Below are 14214 nucleotides of genomic sequence, written 5' to 3' on the forward strand. Positions count from 1 at the left end.
TCGGGCGGGGTATTCCTGTGCGCAGAGTAAAATAAGAGAATAGCGTTATGACCTATATTAATGAAACAGCTCGCCGTCGCGATAAAATAAAGGCGCCTTACGCCATCGCACACGAGGCGAAAAACAGCGTTGAGCAGACGCTGGCTAATTTAAAATGCAACCGCAACGGCTTAACCCAGGATGATGCGGTTGAACGTCTCGAGCAGTTCGGTGTTAACCAGGTTGCTCACGAGAAAGCACCGCACGCGTTGGTACAGCTCATCGCTGCGTTCAATAACCCATTTATCTTTGTACTGATGGTGCTGGCTGCGATCAGTTTCTTTACCGACTACTGGCTGCCTGCCCGGCGCGGTGAAGAAACCGATCTCACTGGCGTGATCATCATATTGGTGATGGTTTCACTTAGCGGACTGCTACGTTTTTGGCAGGAATATCGCACCAACAAGGCAGCGGAAACGTTGAAGTCGATGGTGCGTACCACCGCAACGGTATTGCGCCGCAGCAGTTACAGCGTGCAGCCATTGACGCTGGAACTCCCGATCCGTGAACTGGTACCGGGCGATATTATTACGCTTTCCGCCGGGGATATGATACCGGCTGATGTGCGCCTGTTGGCCTCGCGCGATCTGTTTATCAGCCAGGCGATCCTGACCGGGGAGGCAATCCCGATCGAGAAATACGATGCGATGGGCAACGTCAGCCAAAAATCGAGCGAGGATGACGTTTCCAGTGAGCATGCCTTGTTGGAACTGTCGAATATCTGCTTGATGGGCACTAACGTCGCCAGCGGCACGGCCACGGCGGTTGTGGTGGCGACGGGCGGCCGCACCTATTTTGGCTCACTGGCCAAATCGATTGTCGGTTCCCGTTCGCAAACGGCGTTTGACCGTGGGGTGAACAGCGTCAGTTGGTTGCTGATCCGCTTTATGCTGGTGATGGTACCGATTGTGCTGTTGATCAATGGTTTCACCAAAGGCGACTGGAGCGAAGCGGCGCTGTTTGCCCTGGCGGTGGCCGTTGGGCTGACGCCTGAGATGCTGCCGATGATCGTCAGTTCTAACCTGGCGAAAGGTGCCATTGCGATGTCACGGCGCAAAGTGGTGGTCAAACGCCTGAACGCCATTCAGAACTTTGGCGCGATGGATGTACTCTGCACCGACAAAACCGGCACGCTGACTCAGGACCGCATCATCCTCGAACATCATCTGGATGTGAGCGGAGCCAGAGACAATGAGGTGTTGCATCTGGCGTGGCTGAACAGCTTTCACCAGAGTGGAATGAAAAACCTGATGGATCAAGCGGTGATCCGTTTTGGCCGCGGCAAGCCGGGCATTGAGGCTCTGGGGCGTTTTAGCAAGGTTGACGAGCTGCCGTTTGACTTCGTGCGTCGCCGTTTGTCGATTGTAGTCGAGGATGAAAACCACCAACAGCGCCTGATTTGCAAAGGGGCAGTGGAAGAGATGCTCGAAATCGCTACCCATGTGCGTGAAGGGCAGCAGATTTTACCCTTGGATCAGGCACGACGTGACGCATTGCAGGCGCTTGCCGCTCAATATAACGAGGATGGGTTCCGCGTGCTGGTCTTGGCAACGCGGGAACTGGGTGAGCAGAAAAACGCCTTGCCGCTGAGCGTGGCCGATGAACGCGATATGGTTATCCAGGGGCTGTTAACCTTCCTCGATCCGCCAAAAGAAAGTGCGCAGGAAGCGATAGCCGCACTACAGGAAAACGGCGTGGCCGTGAAGGTACTGACCGGTGATAACCCGGTGATCACCTGCAAAATCTGTCGTGATGTCGGGCTGGAACCGGGTGAGCCGCTTTCCGGTCCGCAAATTGCCGAAATGGATGACGCGACCTTAGCGCGAGAGGTCGAGCAGCGTACTGTCTTTACCAAACTGACGCCGCTGCAGAAGTCGCGGGTGCTGAAGATGCTGCAGGCGAATGGCCACACCGTCGGCTTTCTTGGTGACGGCATTAATGATGCACCAGCATTGCGTGATGCCGACGTGGGCATTTCGGTAGATACCGGTACTGATATTGCCAAAGAGTCGGCGGACATCATTTTGCTGGAAAAAAACCTGATGGTGTTGGAAGAGGGGGTGATCAAGGGGCGTGAAACCTTCGGGAATATCATCAAGTACTTGAACATGACCGCCAGCTCCAACTTCGGCAACGTGTTTTCCGTGTTGGTGGCCAGCGCATTTATCCCGTTCCTGCCGATGCTGGCGATCCATCTGTTAATCCAGAACCTGATGTACGATATTTCTCAATTGTCTCTGCCGTGGGACAAGATGGACAAAGAGTTCCTGCGTAAACCACGCAAGTGGGATGCTAAAAACATTGGCCGCTTTATGCTGTGGATTGGACCAACGTCGTCAATATTTGACATCACCACTTATGCATTGATGTGGTTTGTCTTCGCTGCCAACAGTGTTGAACACCAGGCGCTGTTCCAGTCCGGCTGGTTTATTGAAGGGTTGTTATCACAAACGCTGGTGGTGCATATGCTGCGTACCCAGAAGATACCCTTTATTCAAAGCACCGCAGCATTGCCCGTTCTGTTGACCACGATTCTGGTGATGGCGCTGGGTATCTATCTGCCATTCTCACCACTGGGTGCATTGGTCGGGTTGCAGCCACTCCCTTGGGAATACTTCCCGTGGTTGGCGGGGACCTTGATCAGCTACTGTGTGGTGGCGCAGATGATGAAGCGTTTCTATATTCGCCGCTTTGGTGAGTGGTTGTAATTCCTCAGGGGCGTTTCTGTCGCGGCGATGTTTTTCGCCGCGATGCATTCGGGCGCAAAACATTGCGCCCCTACAACAACTTTTTCACCAGCAGGCCAAGCATAATGGTCAGCGTAAAGGAAAACAGCGTACCGAGTAGCACATACTCAGTGCGCATTTTGTCATCACTCTGCCGCAAATCGCCAAAGCGAAAAATGGATTTGGCCGCTAACAAAAAGCCGATTGCCGGAATCTGCCCAATCAAAACAAAAGTCAGGATCAGCGTTCTTTCCAGATAACCGATTTGTTTGCCCGCACGTAACAGGGAGTCATTATCGGCTTTGGCAGAAGGCGGCATTTGTGGTGTCCAGTGCGCCAGCAATTGGCCAATCAAAATACCCAGTGGCATATAAATTAAGAGATACGCCAATACAACCAGGCCAGACTGCCAACTGATGAGGGTCGCGCCGAGCGCGGTGAACAAACTGGAGGCGTTGGGGGTCAAGAACAGCCACAGCAAAACAATCACTGCCAGATGCAGACATTGGTCGAGGAGAAACCCACCTGCCTGGCTGAGAGGCGTCAACAGCGTGACTTTTAGCAAATCAATGAGCCAGTGACTGATGGCGATAACCAATAACGTGGTGAGGATCTGGAGGGAGGACAGCCCACCGTGCAGCAGCGCAAACCCGGCCACGACCCAAGCGGCAAGGACACCGTGCAGTAAGGCGTGTAGCAGCAGGAATCGGGAACGCCCGCGATGAACAATTTTATCCTCAACCCAACTTCGTGGTTGCAGCGAAAAGTCTGCAAGCACGTGGGCGATCAGCAACCAGGTCAGCAAAGGTACGTAACTCAAATCCATATTCAGGTGATCCTGTTAATCGCGTGAATAAACCGCATGATTTCCTCGTAGGCCGCGCGTTTAAGCGTTGCGGAGACCGTCGAGGCGGCCTTTTGCAGCTTTTCTGCCACTTCCTGATTGGTTGTAGCCAATATACGCGCCCGGACTATCCGCGCTTCGGTCTGGGAAAGGCGGCTAACCACATGATCTAGCATTGGTAACAGATCGCTGACAATGGCATTTGTTTGGTCATTATCATTTTTCAGAGCTAACCGGCAATTTTTCGTCAGGCCATCCAGCGCCTGGCCCGAATTCACAAAAGCGCTGCCATAGCCGGCGTTTTTTGCCTCCCCCGCGCCCAGACCCACGGCGATGCGAGCGTCCCAGTGTCGGGTATCCATTGCTTTGAGTGCGATGCGGATATAAACCGCCAGCAGTAAACCGGATTGCGGTTCCGCCACGGCTTGAAATGCATCCCCGCGGAAAACCTCAAACGTTTGAATAAGCTTAGCCTGTTGCAGCTGGGTCAGCAGGGCATGTAACTCGGTTATGTAGTGAGTGGTATCTAACTGCCGGGAGTTGACCAGATCGCCAGTGATCACGCTGATTTGTGCGGGCATGTTATTGGCTCGTAAGCGGTAGGGTGTCACTAAACTTCGCACCTAAATACGAATATGTCAATAATTCGTACTTAGATGCGAATTTTTAGGGTATTCGCATCTAGATGCGAAATTTACTGGATAACGCCATACGTTCATAGAGCCACGTAGTCAGGGGTTTTTTCATTCGTGCCAGATAAATACCCAGTATGATCAGGCTAATGGCAAGGAGTTGTACACTGGCTGAACCCTCGTTGTCGCGCAGACGATCTATTACCACCCCCGTCAGCATTTGACCGCTGATAATCAGTAATGCGGCGCGAAGGGTCCCCAGACGGGGTAGCACGTAGCTGTTCAATGCGACAAACAACGCCCCAATGACCCCGCCCAGATAAGCTCCCCAAGGCGCCTGACCTAAGGGGCTGGCAGTGAATCCGCCGATGACTGCCAGCAGCAGGCTGAGGAACACAAAGCCGACAATGTGATTGCAGAGTGAGGCGTGGAAAGCTCCACGACTTAGCGACAGACGGCCATTAATTGCACGGCTGATGCTGATGCAAATGCCGTTAAAGAGCGCGAGGAGTACCAAGGTTAGCATGACAATTATCTCAGGAAGATGAGGAGGGCGCAGCCGGAAAGGATCAGCAGCGTGGCAATAACGTCGTTGACGCTGAGACGGCGTTTAATTACGCCAAACCAGCCGCAGCTGTCGGACACCATGCCAAATAAAACCTGGCCGGTAAGCATGAGCGCAAGGCTGCCGGAAAGTGCCAGAGGGCTATTGACGGTAATGGCAGCTAACACCACCGTCAGGGCACCGGGAATCCCCCCCAGATAGGCCCAACGGGGAACACTGGCAGGCGGCAATGAGGATGCCGACCTCGGGGTACGCCAGCGCAGCAGGAGCAAGAGCAACCAGGCCGTGATCGCCCCAACGCCGTGCGCGACCCATGAAGCAAACAGTGGGGAGTTAAAGCTGGCCAACAGGCTATTGATGCCTATCATCAGCGCCAGTAATGCGCCAGCGGCCAGCGCTAGCAGAGGGTTGGAGAAACGCTCGCGTATCATCGTGTCAGATCCTATTTTGGGCTGACAGATAGGCTATATTGTTTTTGTTTTCGGTATAATCCATTAAAATGGAAACTCATTGTTGAGTAAAAGTTGACGAAGAATGCAAGATAACTTTGCGGCGATCCCGGTATTTGTGGCAGTAGTAGAATGCGAGAGTTTTTCAGCGGCTGCCCGGAGACTGGGTATCACCAAATCAGCGGTAAGCAAGCGAATCGCCCAGTTGGAAAACTCGCTTGGCGTACAATTGCTACAACGCACTACGCGTAGCCTGAGCCTTACTGAAGCGGGAGAGCAGTATTTTGGCTATGCCCGTAATGCCTGTGCCGTGGCACGCGAGGGAGAGGATGCGGTCACCCGGTTACAAGGGCAACCGCAGGGTTGCTTGCGGATCAGTGTGCCTATGGTTTTTGGCCGTTTGCATGTTGCGCCGCTGATCCCCCGTTTTCTGGCGGCTTGCCCGGACGTGGAGATCACTATGATGATGGATGATCAGGTGGTTGATCTGGTCGATGGGGGTTTTGATCTGGCTATTCGCATTGGCCAACTGGCTGATTCGAGCTTGATTGCCCGGCGTATTGCTCCTTGTCACAGCCTATTATGTGCCGCCCCTGCTTATCTGGCCTGCTACGGCACACCGACAGATCTGGAGCAGCTGTCACGGCATAATTGCCTGTTTTACAGCTATTTCCGGGGTGGCAGCGAATGGCAATTTGAGGGGCCAACGGGAAGGGTGCGCTTTCAACCACGCGGTAATTACCAGGTAAATAACAGTGAAGCCTTGCGCGAGGCGTTACTCGCCGGCATGGGGATTTGTCAGATGCCGACCTTTATCGTCGGGGATGATATTGCTCAGGGGCGGCTGATTGAGCTAATGCCTGCTTATCGGCTACCAGAACATGCCATCTATGCCGTATATCCACAGCGTAAATACCTGCCAGCCAAAGTATCGGCTTTTGTCGACTTCTTACTTGCACAACTGGGCGGAGATCAGCCCTATTGGGATGTTCCACGGCAGTGATAACCCATTCACTGCTCAGCCGGGAATACGCGGGCCTGATGGCTCGCCACCGGCGTGGAGCGGGTTGTTAGGGTTACGGCCTGGCATTCAGAAGCTTTTTACCAGCACTTCACGCGGCTGCTCACTGCCGTGCTTCAGCAGATAATCAAATGATTTTTCGCTGGTCTTCAGTTGCTGCAGGAATTCCTGCGGCGATAAGTCGTGTTGTTTGCCGCTCATATACGCCAGCGCCAGTTCTTTTGCCTGATAACGAGAGAAGTTGTACATCGTGCCTCCGTTGAGAATGAAGTGTTTTCGTTACAGGCTGATTGTAGGGGAATAGCACATAATGAACAGTCGCTTTGGCGTATAGAATCGATAGCCAAAACTTAACCTGGTTTTGTGTCTGGTGAAGTAATCGCCTGTTTTAGCCAAACATATATGATTTTTCATATGTATTGTTGACATCCTTTCGCTGCGGATTATGATGCTATCAATGACTCTGGAGCCCCATTTATGACATCAATAACACCGCTGCAATTGTTTAAAAATCTATCGGAAGAGACGCGTCTCACAGTGGTGCTTTTACTGCGCCAGATGGGGGAGCTCTGCGTGTGTGAGTTATCGGGGGCGCTGGCTGAATCACAACCCAAAATTTCCCGTCATCTTGCCATGTTGCGTGAAAGTGGTTTGCTGCTTGATCGCCGTGAAGGAAAATGGATCTATTACCGGCTGTCGCCGCATATGCCGGCATGGGCAGCAGCAGTCATTGAACAGGCTTACCTTAGCCAGCAACAGCAGGTGACTGAACTGGCACAACGCGCGGCGGGGAATGAGGCGGTGTGTTGATAACGTAAAATTTTTTAATTTTATATATATGAAATTTCATATGTGTTTGGCATAAGCCACTAAGGAGTTGTGATGGTGCTGGCCGGGGTAATATTCATCCTGACTATCATTTTGGTGATCTGGCAACCCAAAGGGTTAGGCATCGGCTGGAGTGCTTCACTTGGCGCGGGGCTGGCATTGCTGACTGGCGTGGTGCATCTCAGTGATATTCCTCTGGTCTGGCAGATCGTCTGGAATGCTACTGCCACGTTTGTCGCCGTGATTTTGATCAGCTTGCTGCTGGATGCCTCTGGTTTTTTCGAATGGGCGGCGCTGCACGTAGCGCGCTGGGGCAAGGGGAAAGGGCGTTGGTTATTCACCTATATTGTGCTGCTGGGGGCAGCGGTGGCGGCACTGTTCGCCAATGACGGTGCGGCGTTGATCATGACGCCAATTGTGATTGCTATGTTGCTGGCATTGGGTTTCAGCCCAGGAGCTACATTGGCCTTCGTGATGGCTGCGGGGTTTATTGCCGATACCGCAAGCCTACCGCTGGTGGTGTCCAATCTGGTGAATATTGTTTCCGCGGACTACTTCCAACTGGGTTTCACTGAGTATGCCGCCGTAATGGTCCCGGTGAATATTGTCGCTATCGTTGCCACACTGGTGATGCTGCATTTGTTCTTCCGTCATGATATTCCCGTGAACTATGACCTGTCGCGATTACGGCGGCCACGGGAGGCAATTCGCGATTTACCGACATTTAAAGCCGGCTGGGGTGTATTGGTATTGTTGTTGGTCGGTTTTTTTGGACTGGAACCGCTCGGTGTGCCGGTTAGCGCAGTAGCTGCCATTGGCGCATTGATTCTGTTGGTTGTCGCGAAAAGAGGGCGGGTCATAGATACCGGGAAAGTTCTTCGCAGTGCACCTTGGCAGATTGTGGTTTTTTCTTTGGGCATGTATCTGGTGGTTTATGGCCTGCGCAACGCAGGATTAACCGGTCTGTTGGCGAGTGTGCTTGATACGCTGGCAGAACGCGGGATATGGGCGGCAACGCTGGAGACGGGGGTTCTGAGCGCCTTTTTGTCCTCTATGATGAATAACATGCCGACGGTGTTGGTGGGAGCACTGTCGATTGACAGCAGCAGCGCTACGGGAGTGATTAAACAGGCGATGATTTATGCCAACGTGATAGGCAGCGATCTGGGGCCGAAAATTACCCCAATTGGCAGCTTAGCCACGCTGCTGTGGTTGCACGTGTTGTCGCAAAAAAATATCGCTATCACCTGGGGATATTACTTCCGCGTGGGCATCGTGATGACGTTTCCGGTGCTATTTGTCGCGTTGGTCGCTCTGGTGCTGCGCCTGTTGCCTTAGTCTTAATCCAAGAGAGAACGTCATGAGTATCATCAAGATTTACCATAACCCGGCTTGTGGCACGTCGCGCAATACATTGGCGTTGATCCGCAACAGTGGGGTGGAACCGGCTGTCATTTTGTATCTGGAGACACCGCCAAGTCGCGAACAACTAATTGAATTGATTGCTGATATGGGTATTTCTGTACGTGCCTTGTTGCGAAAAAATGTCGAGCCCTACGGCACGCTGAATCTTGAGGATGTGGAGTGGCGCGATGATCAGTTGCTCGACGTTATGTTGAAGCACCCGATATTGATCAACCGGCCGATCGTGGTAACGCCGCTTGGCACCCGACTGTGCCGCCCGTCGGAAATGGTATTGGATATCCTGCCGGATGCACAACAAGGTCCCTTCAGTAAAGAAGATGGCGAACCTGTCATTGATGCCCAGGGGCAGCGGATAACGGAAAAGTAACCCCCTGGTCCGCATCGCCGAACCCTGTTTTCAGCGCAGTTGAACAATCAAAATACTTAGCCTGAACCCTTGCTCGCCACAGGTCGCACTCTGGTATTGACGTGGTGAAAGGGTTTAGGCAAGTTCAGCGCTTAAAGGCGCTCAAAATGAGGAAGAAAGACGCCACGCTGGTTTGGCCGCGGCGCCATGGACATTTACTGGGCCGCGTTTTCGGTGGTGTTGCGGTCGGCCAAATCTTCTAACAAGGTCGCCGAGGGGACAAAGAACAGGCTGCCGGTAACCGCGTGGCTGAAATCGAGCAGGCGATCATAGTTGCCAGCCGGGCGGCCAACGAACATGTTTTCCAACATTTGTTCGATGGGCTGAGGGGAACGTGCGTAACCAATAAAGTAAGTGCCAAACTCGCCCATGCCGGGTTTACCGAAGGGCATATTGTCACGCAATATTTTGACTTCATCGCCATTTTCATCCACCAGCGTCGTCAACGAACTGTGCGATGACGAGGGTTTGACGCCCTCGTCCAGTTCTATATTGGATTGCTTGTGACGACCAATAATGTTCTCTTGCGTTTCAACGGTCAGTGAATTCCAGCCTTTCATATCATGCAGATACTTTTGCACCAACACGTAACTGCCGCCGCAAAACGCGGCGTCTTCATTGCCAATCACCGTGTAGTCGAAAGCGTCATGACCCTCAGGGTTTTCGGTGCCATCGACAAAGCCAATCATCGCCCGTTGATCGAAGTAGCGGAATCCGTGTACTTCTTCAATGACTGTCACGGCACCACCGAGTTTGTTCATCAGCTGTGTTGCGAGCTCAAAGCACAGATCCATCTCATCGGCACGGATATGCAACAGAATATCGCCGGGTGTGGAGACGGCAATACGGTCACCGGAGCCTATTGCGCGAAAAGGATGAAGTTGTGACGGACGAGGCTGACCGAATAGCCTGTCCCAGGCCGTGGAACCAAAACCGCAGACGCAGGTTAAGTTTCCTGCCGGAGATCTTTTGCCGACGGAACGGATCACGCCGCTGATATCGGCGCACCAGCCACGCACTGTCGCGAGGTGTGCAGGTTCGGTCGACAGTGTGGCGACCAGGAAGATCGCATGGCGTGTAACAGGGCTGAAAACAGCCTGAGGTTGTTGCGTATGGGTAGTCATAGCATCCGGTGCATAAAAAAGTCGGAACTCAAAACTAATCTATTTTCGCGCCAACGCCAACCGATTAACCGCAGTTTGTCAGTGGGCATCTGTGGTGGCGGAATGAGGCCATTGGTGCAAGAGGGGTTTCTGAACCACGTCCGGTGTTTACCGGTTATTTGCCGCGATGTGTAAATCCGAGCGGTATAACCGCCCGGGTGGGGGTTCAACGTGCGATATCGAAAGGATCGTCAATGGATTTTGCCGGCGTTGTAAACCAGCGAGCCCCGTCCTCAGTGACGTAAAAATGGTCCTCAAGGCGAATACCGAACTCGCCTGGCAGGCATAACATGGGTTCGATACTGGCGCACATGCCGACATCGAGCGGCTGCGTCTGTTTACGGATCAGATAGGGGGCCTCATGAATGTCCAGCCCAATACCGTGCCCGGTACGGTGTGGCAAGCCTGGCAACTGATAATCTGGCCCGAAGCCATGAGAGACCAGCACGTCGCGCGCGGCATCATCCACTTTATGGCAGGGCACGCCCGGTGCAATAACCGCAAATGCCGCGGCCTGGGCTTCATGTTCGGCCTGCCAGGCGAAACGTTGTCGTGCGCTGGCGTCACCGTACACATAGGTGCGTGTAATGTCAGACAGATAATCCTTGTAGCGGCAACCGGTATCCAGCAGTACGACATCGTTGTGTTGTAATGGCTTTGGCTCTTTCACACCGTGCGGGAATGCACTGTCCGATCCAAATAGCGCAATACAAAAGTAAGACCCTGATGTACCCATTTTGCGATGGGCTTTGTCCACGAAACCGACCAGCTCTCTGGCGGTGATACCCGGACGCAATATACTTGCCGCGGCCTGCTGGACACGCAACGTAATGTTATTGGCCGTCTGCATCAGTGCGATTTCCGTTGCTGATTTACGGCTACGGCAGTGCCCGGTGACAGGCTGTGCGCTGATCAACGTCATGTCGCCCGCATGCTGCTGCAAACCGAGGAACAACGTCACTGGCGCCGTTTCGCAAATGGCTATTTTGTGCCCGCGCCCGGTGCCCGCCAACCCACGAGAGGCCAGAAGGGTGAAGAACAGCCGATAGGGATCTTCCTCTTCATGCCAGCTGAATATCTCGGCCTCAATAACCTGCGCGTCTTTGAACGTGCCTATTTCAAACCAGGGCACAATATAGGCGATATCCCCTTCGGCCGGGATCACTGCGCCGACCATGCGTTCACTGGGCGACCAATGGGTACCGGTAAAATAGAGCAAATTGCTGCCAGCATTGATGTAGCAGGCGTCGATACCGTTTTGACGCATCAGGTGCTGTGCTTGCTGAATGCGCTGTCGATACTCACTGGCGGCAATGTCAGGCGGATTATCCGTTAACGGTTGCAGCTGTTCCAGGGCGTCTTGAGGCGTGCAACCGCCAATGCCTGTAGCCATGCGTTTCTCCTTGCGAAATGTGAAATATCTGGGGGCAATGTTCCGGCGCTAAACCTTCATCATAAGTAAAGCGCAGCGCGAATACTTGGTTCAAATAGATAAGAAAACTGTCGAATACAGCACAGTTTTCCCCGGGAGGCCGATATGCCTCAACGTTGTCCAACAGATTTTGTTGTAAACGGCGTTATAAGCTAACCAGAAATTATATTTCCGCTTGAATGTTGAGTTAACTCATTGTATTTTAAATTGAATGCATAATTGCATTCATGTGATGCAAAAACGCTCTTGATAATATTGATTAGCGTTGCTAATTCTTAATGCCCATCCTATTAAATGTTCTTATTTGATTGTTATAATTTTACACGATGGTGTGTTAGTAATTACTAATCACAACGATGTTGATATTAAAAATACTACGTTGCTTGTGCTGTAGGCAATGTGGGGGTGTTTTGGGTTTTATTATACGCCAGCGGCTATGTGAAAACGTATCAATTAAAGACTGGCCGCATTGTGCACATCTTCTTATAAGCGGATGGATATATCTAAATAGATATATTTATTTGCCTGGGTATACGTGATTTTATTAACGAGAGTCCTTTATGGAAACAAATGACATTGAGTCTAAATTCAGTTTTGCTTCCTATACCCGATTACTGTCCGGGCCTGGGCATGCTACGCTTTCATTATTTGGGCTACTCGTTCGCTTTCCTGTGGCGATGCGGTCTATTAGCTGCATCATGTTAATATCTGCAACCACTAACTCACTGTGGATGGCGGGTACCGTTGCTGGGGCGTTAATGATTACACAGGCCTTGGCCAGTCCTGTGCTGGGTCGATTTGCTGACCAAATGAGTCAGCGAAAGGTACTTATTACCACCAGCTGCTGTCATGTCATGGCAATAACGCTGCTTATCGTCTTGGTGTTATTTAATGCACATTTATGGGCGATTATGGCTGCGGCTATTGCTATTGGTTGTTCATCGGTACCGGTTGACGGTTTTATTCGGACGCGCTGGGCGTCAATGGTTACCGATGAGGCACTGCGAACGGCGTATGCATTAGAGACGGTTCTCGATGAGATTATTTTCTTATTGGGGCCGTTAATCGCCATTGTTTTAGCCACTGTATTGCACCCTGCCGCAGGTTTGGTGTTGTGCGCCATGCTCACGTTCAGTGGTTCTATGGCTCTGGTGCTGCATCGACGTTCGGAGCCCGTGATTGTGCAGCGGGCCGATAAAGATACCCGCAAAGCCATTAGCATGGCATGGGTTCGTCGGCTGATGATCTCCTATGCCGCAGTGGGCATCTTTCTCGGTGCTATCGACGTCATGATGATCGCCTTTGCAAAAGAGGCGGGCAATCCGACTCTGGCTGGCGTGCTATTGTCGCTTTGTGCGGCGGGCAGCTTGGTTGGCGGTATCTGTTATGGTGCGATGAACTGGTCTGTACCGCAGCCACGGTTGCTGCTGATCACGTCCGCAACGCTGTGTGCGGGGACGCTGCCTCTGGTGTTCACCAATGCCCCCATCATTATGGGGATCTCTGCATTTGTTGCAGGTATATCGGTGGCTCCCTTATTAATCACCTGCAGTAACCTATTGGAATCCTTAACCCCGAAAGGCTGCCTGTCCGAGGGGTTTTCCTGGTTGTCCAGTGCCGGATGGTTGGGGTTTTCCTTAGGGGTATCGCTAGGCGGGCAGCTTTCCGATCAGGCAGGCGCCGCTCACGTTGCCTGGATCGCCGTTGCTGCCGGTGTACTCGCCTTGTTAGCCAGTCTGTTCAGCCAGTCATTACTCAGTGAGAAGTCAACGCCAAGCCCAGTTTAACGGGCTATCTCAATATTATTACGAGACAGGAAAACGGCAATCGTGAACCAGTTAACAACGGGTATTCCCGTTCCCCGTATTACCTTTAATGAATTCGTTGCTATGGGTGTTGAGGCTATATTTAGAGCCGATGTTCCGGTGATTATCACGGATTTACCGCTGGATGTCAGCCATAGCGCAAATGACCTTATTGCACAGCGGTTAGGTGATGATAATGTCACCTTATTCCGGGAGGCCAGCAATAAGGAAAATACCGAGCGTTGGAAAACCATGAAAATACAGCTGCGTGGTTTTTTGGGGAGTGAGGAATATCAGAAAGACCATAATACGTGGTATCGCGTGGTTTCCAATATTATGCACCGACCGGAAGATATTAATGCCATCCTCGGATTCGACGCATTTTCGTTGTTGGCTTCTCGGCGCGGTTTGAATGCGGCTAATTTGTGGATCAGTTATCATGGTGTTTTCACACAGAGCCACTTTGATGAGCTGGAGAATTTCAATATTTCTCTACAGGGAAGAAAAAGATTCGTTCTTTTTCCGCCTGGTCGCCGCGATTACTACCCGCGCTCAATTCTCAAGGGGTTTGGCGATAAGTCCCAGGTTTTTGACTTCAATAATATTGACCCTCAACGTTTTCCCCGTTTGGCGGCGAAAAGCTCACAAAAGCGTGATTTCATTTTAGAACCCGGCGAGATGCTTTATTTGCCGCTGGGATGGTGGCACCAGGCCGAATCGTTAGACGATCTAAACATCAACGTAAATTTTTGGCTGTGGGATCTAAAAATCCTGCGCCGGCCCTATGTCTTGTATTCCGCACGGCTTTGTTGAATAAATCAGATTTCGGGTAAGTCTCCCCCGTAGCGGGTTGTGTTTTCAGGCAATACGCACGCTTTC

14 protein-coding genes are annotated in these 14214 nt (G+C 52.1%); 7 read left to right on the forward strand and 7 right to left on the reverse strand.

Features of this window, described 5'->3' with window-relative positions:
* Positions 1 to 47 precede the first annotated feature (47 nt).
* Complete coding sequence (mgtA, locus tag AC2FCQ_RS23045) at positions 48 to 2747, forward strand: magnesium-translocating P-type ATPase (RefSeq protein ID WP_490309034.1); 2700 nt, start codon at positions 48 to 50, stop codon at positions 2745 to 2747.
* 70 nt (positions 2748 to 2817) lie between these two features.
* Here the strand turns inward: mgtA and AC2FCQ_RS23050 are convergent, their stop codons facing one another.
* The 4 genes from AC2FCQ_RS23050 to AC2FCQ_RS23065 all read right to left on the reverse strand — a co-directional run bounded on the left by AC2FCQ_RS23050 (position 2818) and on the right by AC2FCQ_RS23065 (position 5237).
* Entirely contained in the window at positions 2818 to 3591 is a 774-nt protein-coding gene (locus tag AC2FCQ_RS23050) for a DUF3307 domain-containing protein (RefSeq protein WP_209635658.1), read from the reverse strand.
* Positions 3592 to 3593: 2 nt separating this feature from the next.
* Positions 3594 to 4190, reverse strand: coding sequence for a SatD family protein (locus AC2FCQ_RS23055; RefSeq protein WP_209635656.1), 597 nt, complete (start codon positions 4188 to 4190; stop codon positions 3594 to 3596).
* A 100-nt stretch (positions 4191 to 4290) separates the two neighbouring features.
* Positions 4291 to 4767, reverse strand: a complete 477-nt coding sequence (locus tag AC2FCQ_RS23060; RefSeq protein ID WP_490309035.1) for a DMT family transporter — start codon at positions 4765 to 4767, stop codon at positions 4291 to 4293.
* A 5-nt stretch (positions 4768 to 4772) separates the two neighbouring features.
* Positions 4773 to 5237: a DMT family transporter gene (locus AC2FCQ_RS23065; protein WP_404759343.1), complete on the reverse strand. Its 465-nt coding sequence runs from the start codon at positions 5235 to 5237 to the stop codon at positions 4773 to 4775.
* Positions 5238 to 5340: 103 nt separating this feature from the next.
* Here AC2FCQ_RS23065 and AC2FCQ_RS23070 point away from each other — a divergent pair, with 103 nt between their 5' ends.
* The gene (locus tag AC2FCQ_RS23070; protein ID WP_490309036.1) at positions 5341 to 6258 is read left to right on the forward strand and encodes a LysR family transcriptional regulator; all 918 of its coding nucleotides are present in this window, start codon (positions 5341 to 5343) and stop codon (positions 6256 to 6258) included.
* Positions 6259 to 6345: 87 nt separating this feature from the next.
* On the opposite strand, the gene AC2FCQ_RS23075 is transcribed toward AC2FCQ_RS23070, so the two are convergent.
* Entirely contained in the window at positions 6346 to 6525 is a 180-nt protein-coding gene (locus tag AC2FCQ_RS23075) for a hypothetical protein (RefSeq protein WP_490309037.1), read from the reverse strand.
* 228 nt (positions 6526 to 6753) lie between these two features.
* On the opposite strand from AC2FCQ_RS23075, the gene AC2FCQ_RS23080 reads away from it, so the two are divergent.
* The 3 genes from AC2FCQ_RS23080 to arsC all read left to right on the forward strand — a co-directional run bounded on the left by AC2FCQ_RS23080 (position 6754) and on the right by arsC (position 8896).
* Positions 6754 to 7086: a metalloregulator ArsR/SmtB family transcription factor gene (locus AC2FCQ_RS23080; protein WP_209635644.1), complete on the forward strand. Its 333-nt coding sequence runs from the start codon at positions 6754 to 6756 to the stop codon at positions 7084 to 7086.
* A gap of 72 nt (positions 7087 to 7158) precedes the next feature.
* Positions 7159 to 8442: an arsenic transporter gene (locus tag AC2FCQ_RS23085; protein ID WP_490309038.1), complete on the forward strand. Its 1284-nt coding sequence runs from the start codon at positions 7159 to 7161 to the stop codon at positions 8440 to 8442.
* 22 nt (positions 8443 to 8464) lie between these two features.
* Positions 8465 to 8896, forward strand: coding sequence for a glutaredoxin-dependent arsenate reductase (gene arsC / locus AC2FCQ_RS23090; RefSeq protein WP_209635640.1), 432 nt, complete (start codon positions 8465 to 8467; stop codon positions 8894 to 8896).
* A gap of 194 nt (positions 8897 to 9090) precedes the next feature.
* Here arsC and AC2FCQ_RS23095 read toward each other — a convergent pair whose 3' ends face one another.
* Together AC2FCQ_RS23095 and AC2FCQ_RS23100 are read right to left on the reverse strand one after the other, a co-directional pair.
* A complete protein-coding gene (locus AC2FCQ_RS23095; protein WP_490309039.1) occupies positions 9091 to 10059 on the reverse strand; it encodes a Dyp-type peroxidase in 969 nt (322 codons plus the stop codon).
* Positions 10060 to 10264: 205 nt separating this feature from the next.
* Positions 10265 to 11491: a M24 family metallopeptidase gene (locus AC2FCQ_RS23100; protein ID WP_265553932.1), complete on the reverse strand. Its 1227-nt coding sequence runs from the start codon at positions 11489 to 11491 to the stop codon at positions 10265 to 10267.
* 599 nt (positions 11492 to 12090) lie between these two features.
* Here AC2FCQ_RS23100 and AC2FCQ_RS23105 point away from each other — a divergent pair.
* On the forward strand, positions 12091 to 13317 hold the full coding sequence (locus tag AC2FCQ_RS23105; RefSeq protein ID WP_404759347.1) for an MFS transporter: 1227 nt from the start codon (positions 12091 to 12093) through the stop codon (positions 13315 to 13317).
* Between the two features lie 42 nt (positions 13318 to 13359).
* A complete protein-coding gene (locus AC2FCQ_RS23110; protein WP_490309040.1) occupies positions 13360 to 14148 on the forward strand; it encodes a cupin-like domain-containing protein in 789 nt (262 codons plus the stop codon).
* The last annotated feature ends 66 nt before the right edge of the window (positions 14149 to 14214 follow it).

The organism is Serratia sp. CoH_134_PS_4, from assembly GCF_058190535.1.

Bases quoted from the DNA above. Each gene is read 5' to 3' on its own strand.
- mgtA (WP_490309034.1), top strand. From the start codon at position 48: ATGACCTATATTAATGAAACAGCTCGCCGTCGCGATAAAATAAAGGCG.
- AC2FCQ_RS23050 (WP_209635658.1), bottom strand. From the start codon at position 3,591: ATGGATTTGAGTTACGTACCTTTGCTGACCTGGTTGCTGATCGCCCAC.
- AC2FCQ_RS23055 (WP_209635656.1), bottom strand. From the start codon at position 4,190: ATGCCCGCACAAATCAGCGTGATCACTGGCGATCTGGTCAACTCCCGG.
- AC2FCQ_RS23060 (WP_490309035.1), bottom strand. From the start codon at position 4,767: ATGCTAACCTTGGTACTCCTCGCGCTCTTTAACGGCATTTGCATCAGC.
- AC2FCQ_RS23065 (WP_404759343.1), bottom strand. From the start codon at position 5,237: ATGATACGCGAGCGTTTCTCCAACCCTCTGCTAGCGCTGGCCGCTGGC.
- AC2FCQ_RS23070 (WP_490309036.1), top strand. From the start codon at position 5,341: ATGCAAGATAACTTTGCGGCGATCCCGGTATTTGTGGCAGTAGTAGAA.
- AC2FCQ_RS23075 (WP_490309037.1), bottom strand. From the start codon at position 6,525: ATGTACAACTTCTCTCGTTATCAGGCAAAAGAACTGGCGCTGGCGTAT.
- AC2FCQ_RS23080 (WP_209635644.1), top strand. From the start codon at position 6,754: ATGACATCAATAACACCGCTGCAATTGTTTAAAAATCTATCGGAAGAG.
- AC2FCQ_RS23085 (WP_490309038.1), top strand. From the start codon at position 7,159: ATGGTGCTGGCCGGGGTAATATTCATCCTGACTATCATTTTGGTGATC.
- arsC (WP_209635640.1), top strand. From the start codon at position 8,465: ATGAGTATCATCAAGATTTACCATAACCCGGCTTGTGGCACGTCGCGC.
- AC2FCQ_RS23095 (WP_490309039.1), bottom strand. From the start codon at position 10,059: ATGACTACCCATACGCAACAACCTCAGGCTGTTTTCAGCCCTGTTACA.
- AC2FCQ_RS23100 (WP_265553932.1), bottom strand. From the start codon at position 11,491: ATGGCTACAGGCATTGGCGGTTGCACGCCTCAAGACGCCCTGGAACAG.
- AC2FCQ_RS23105 (WP_404759347.1), top strand. From the start codon at position 12,091: ATGGAAACAAATGACATTGAGTCTAAATTCAGTTTTGCTTCCTATACC.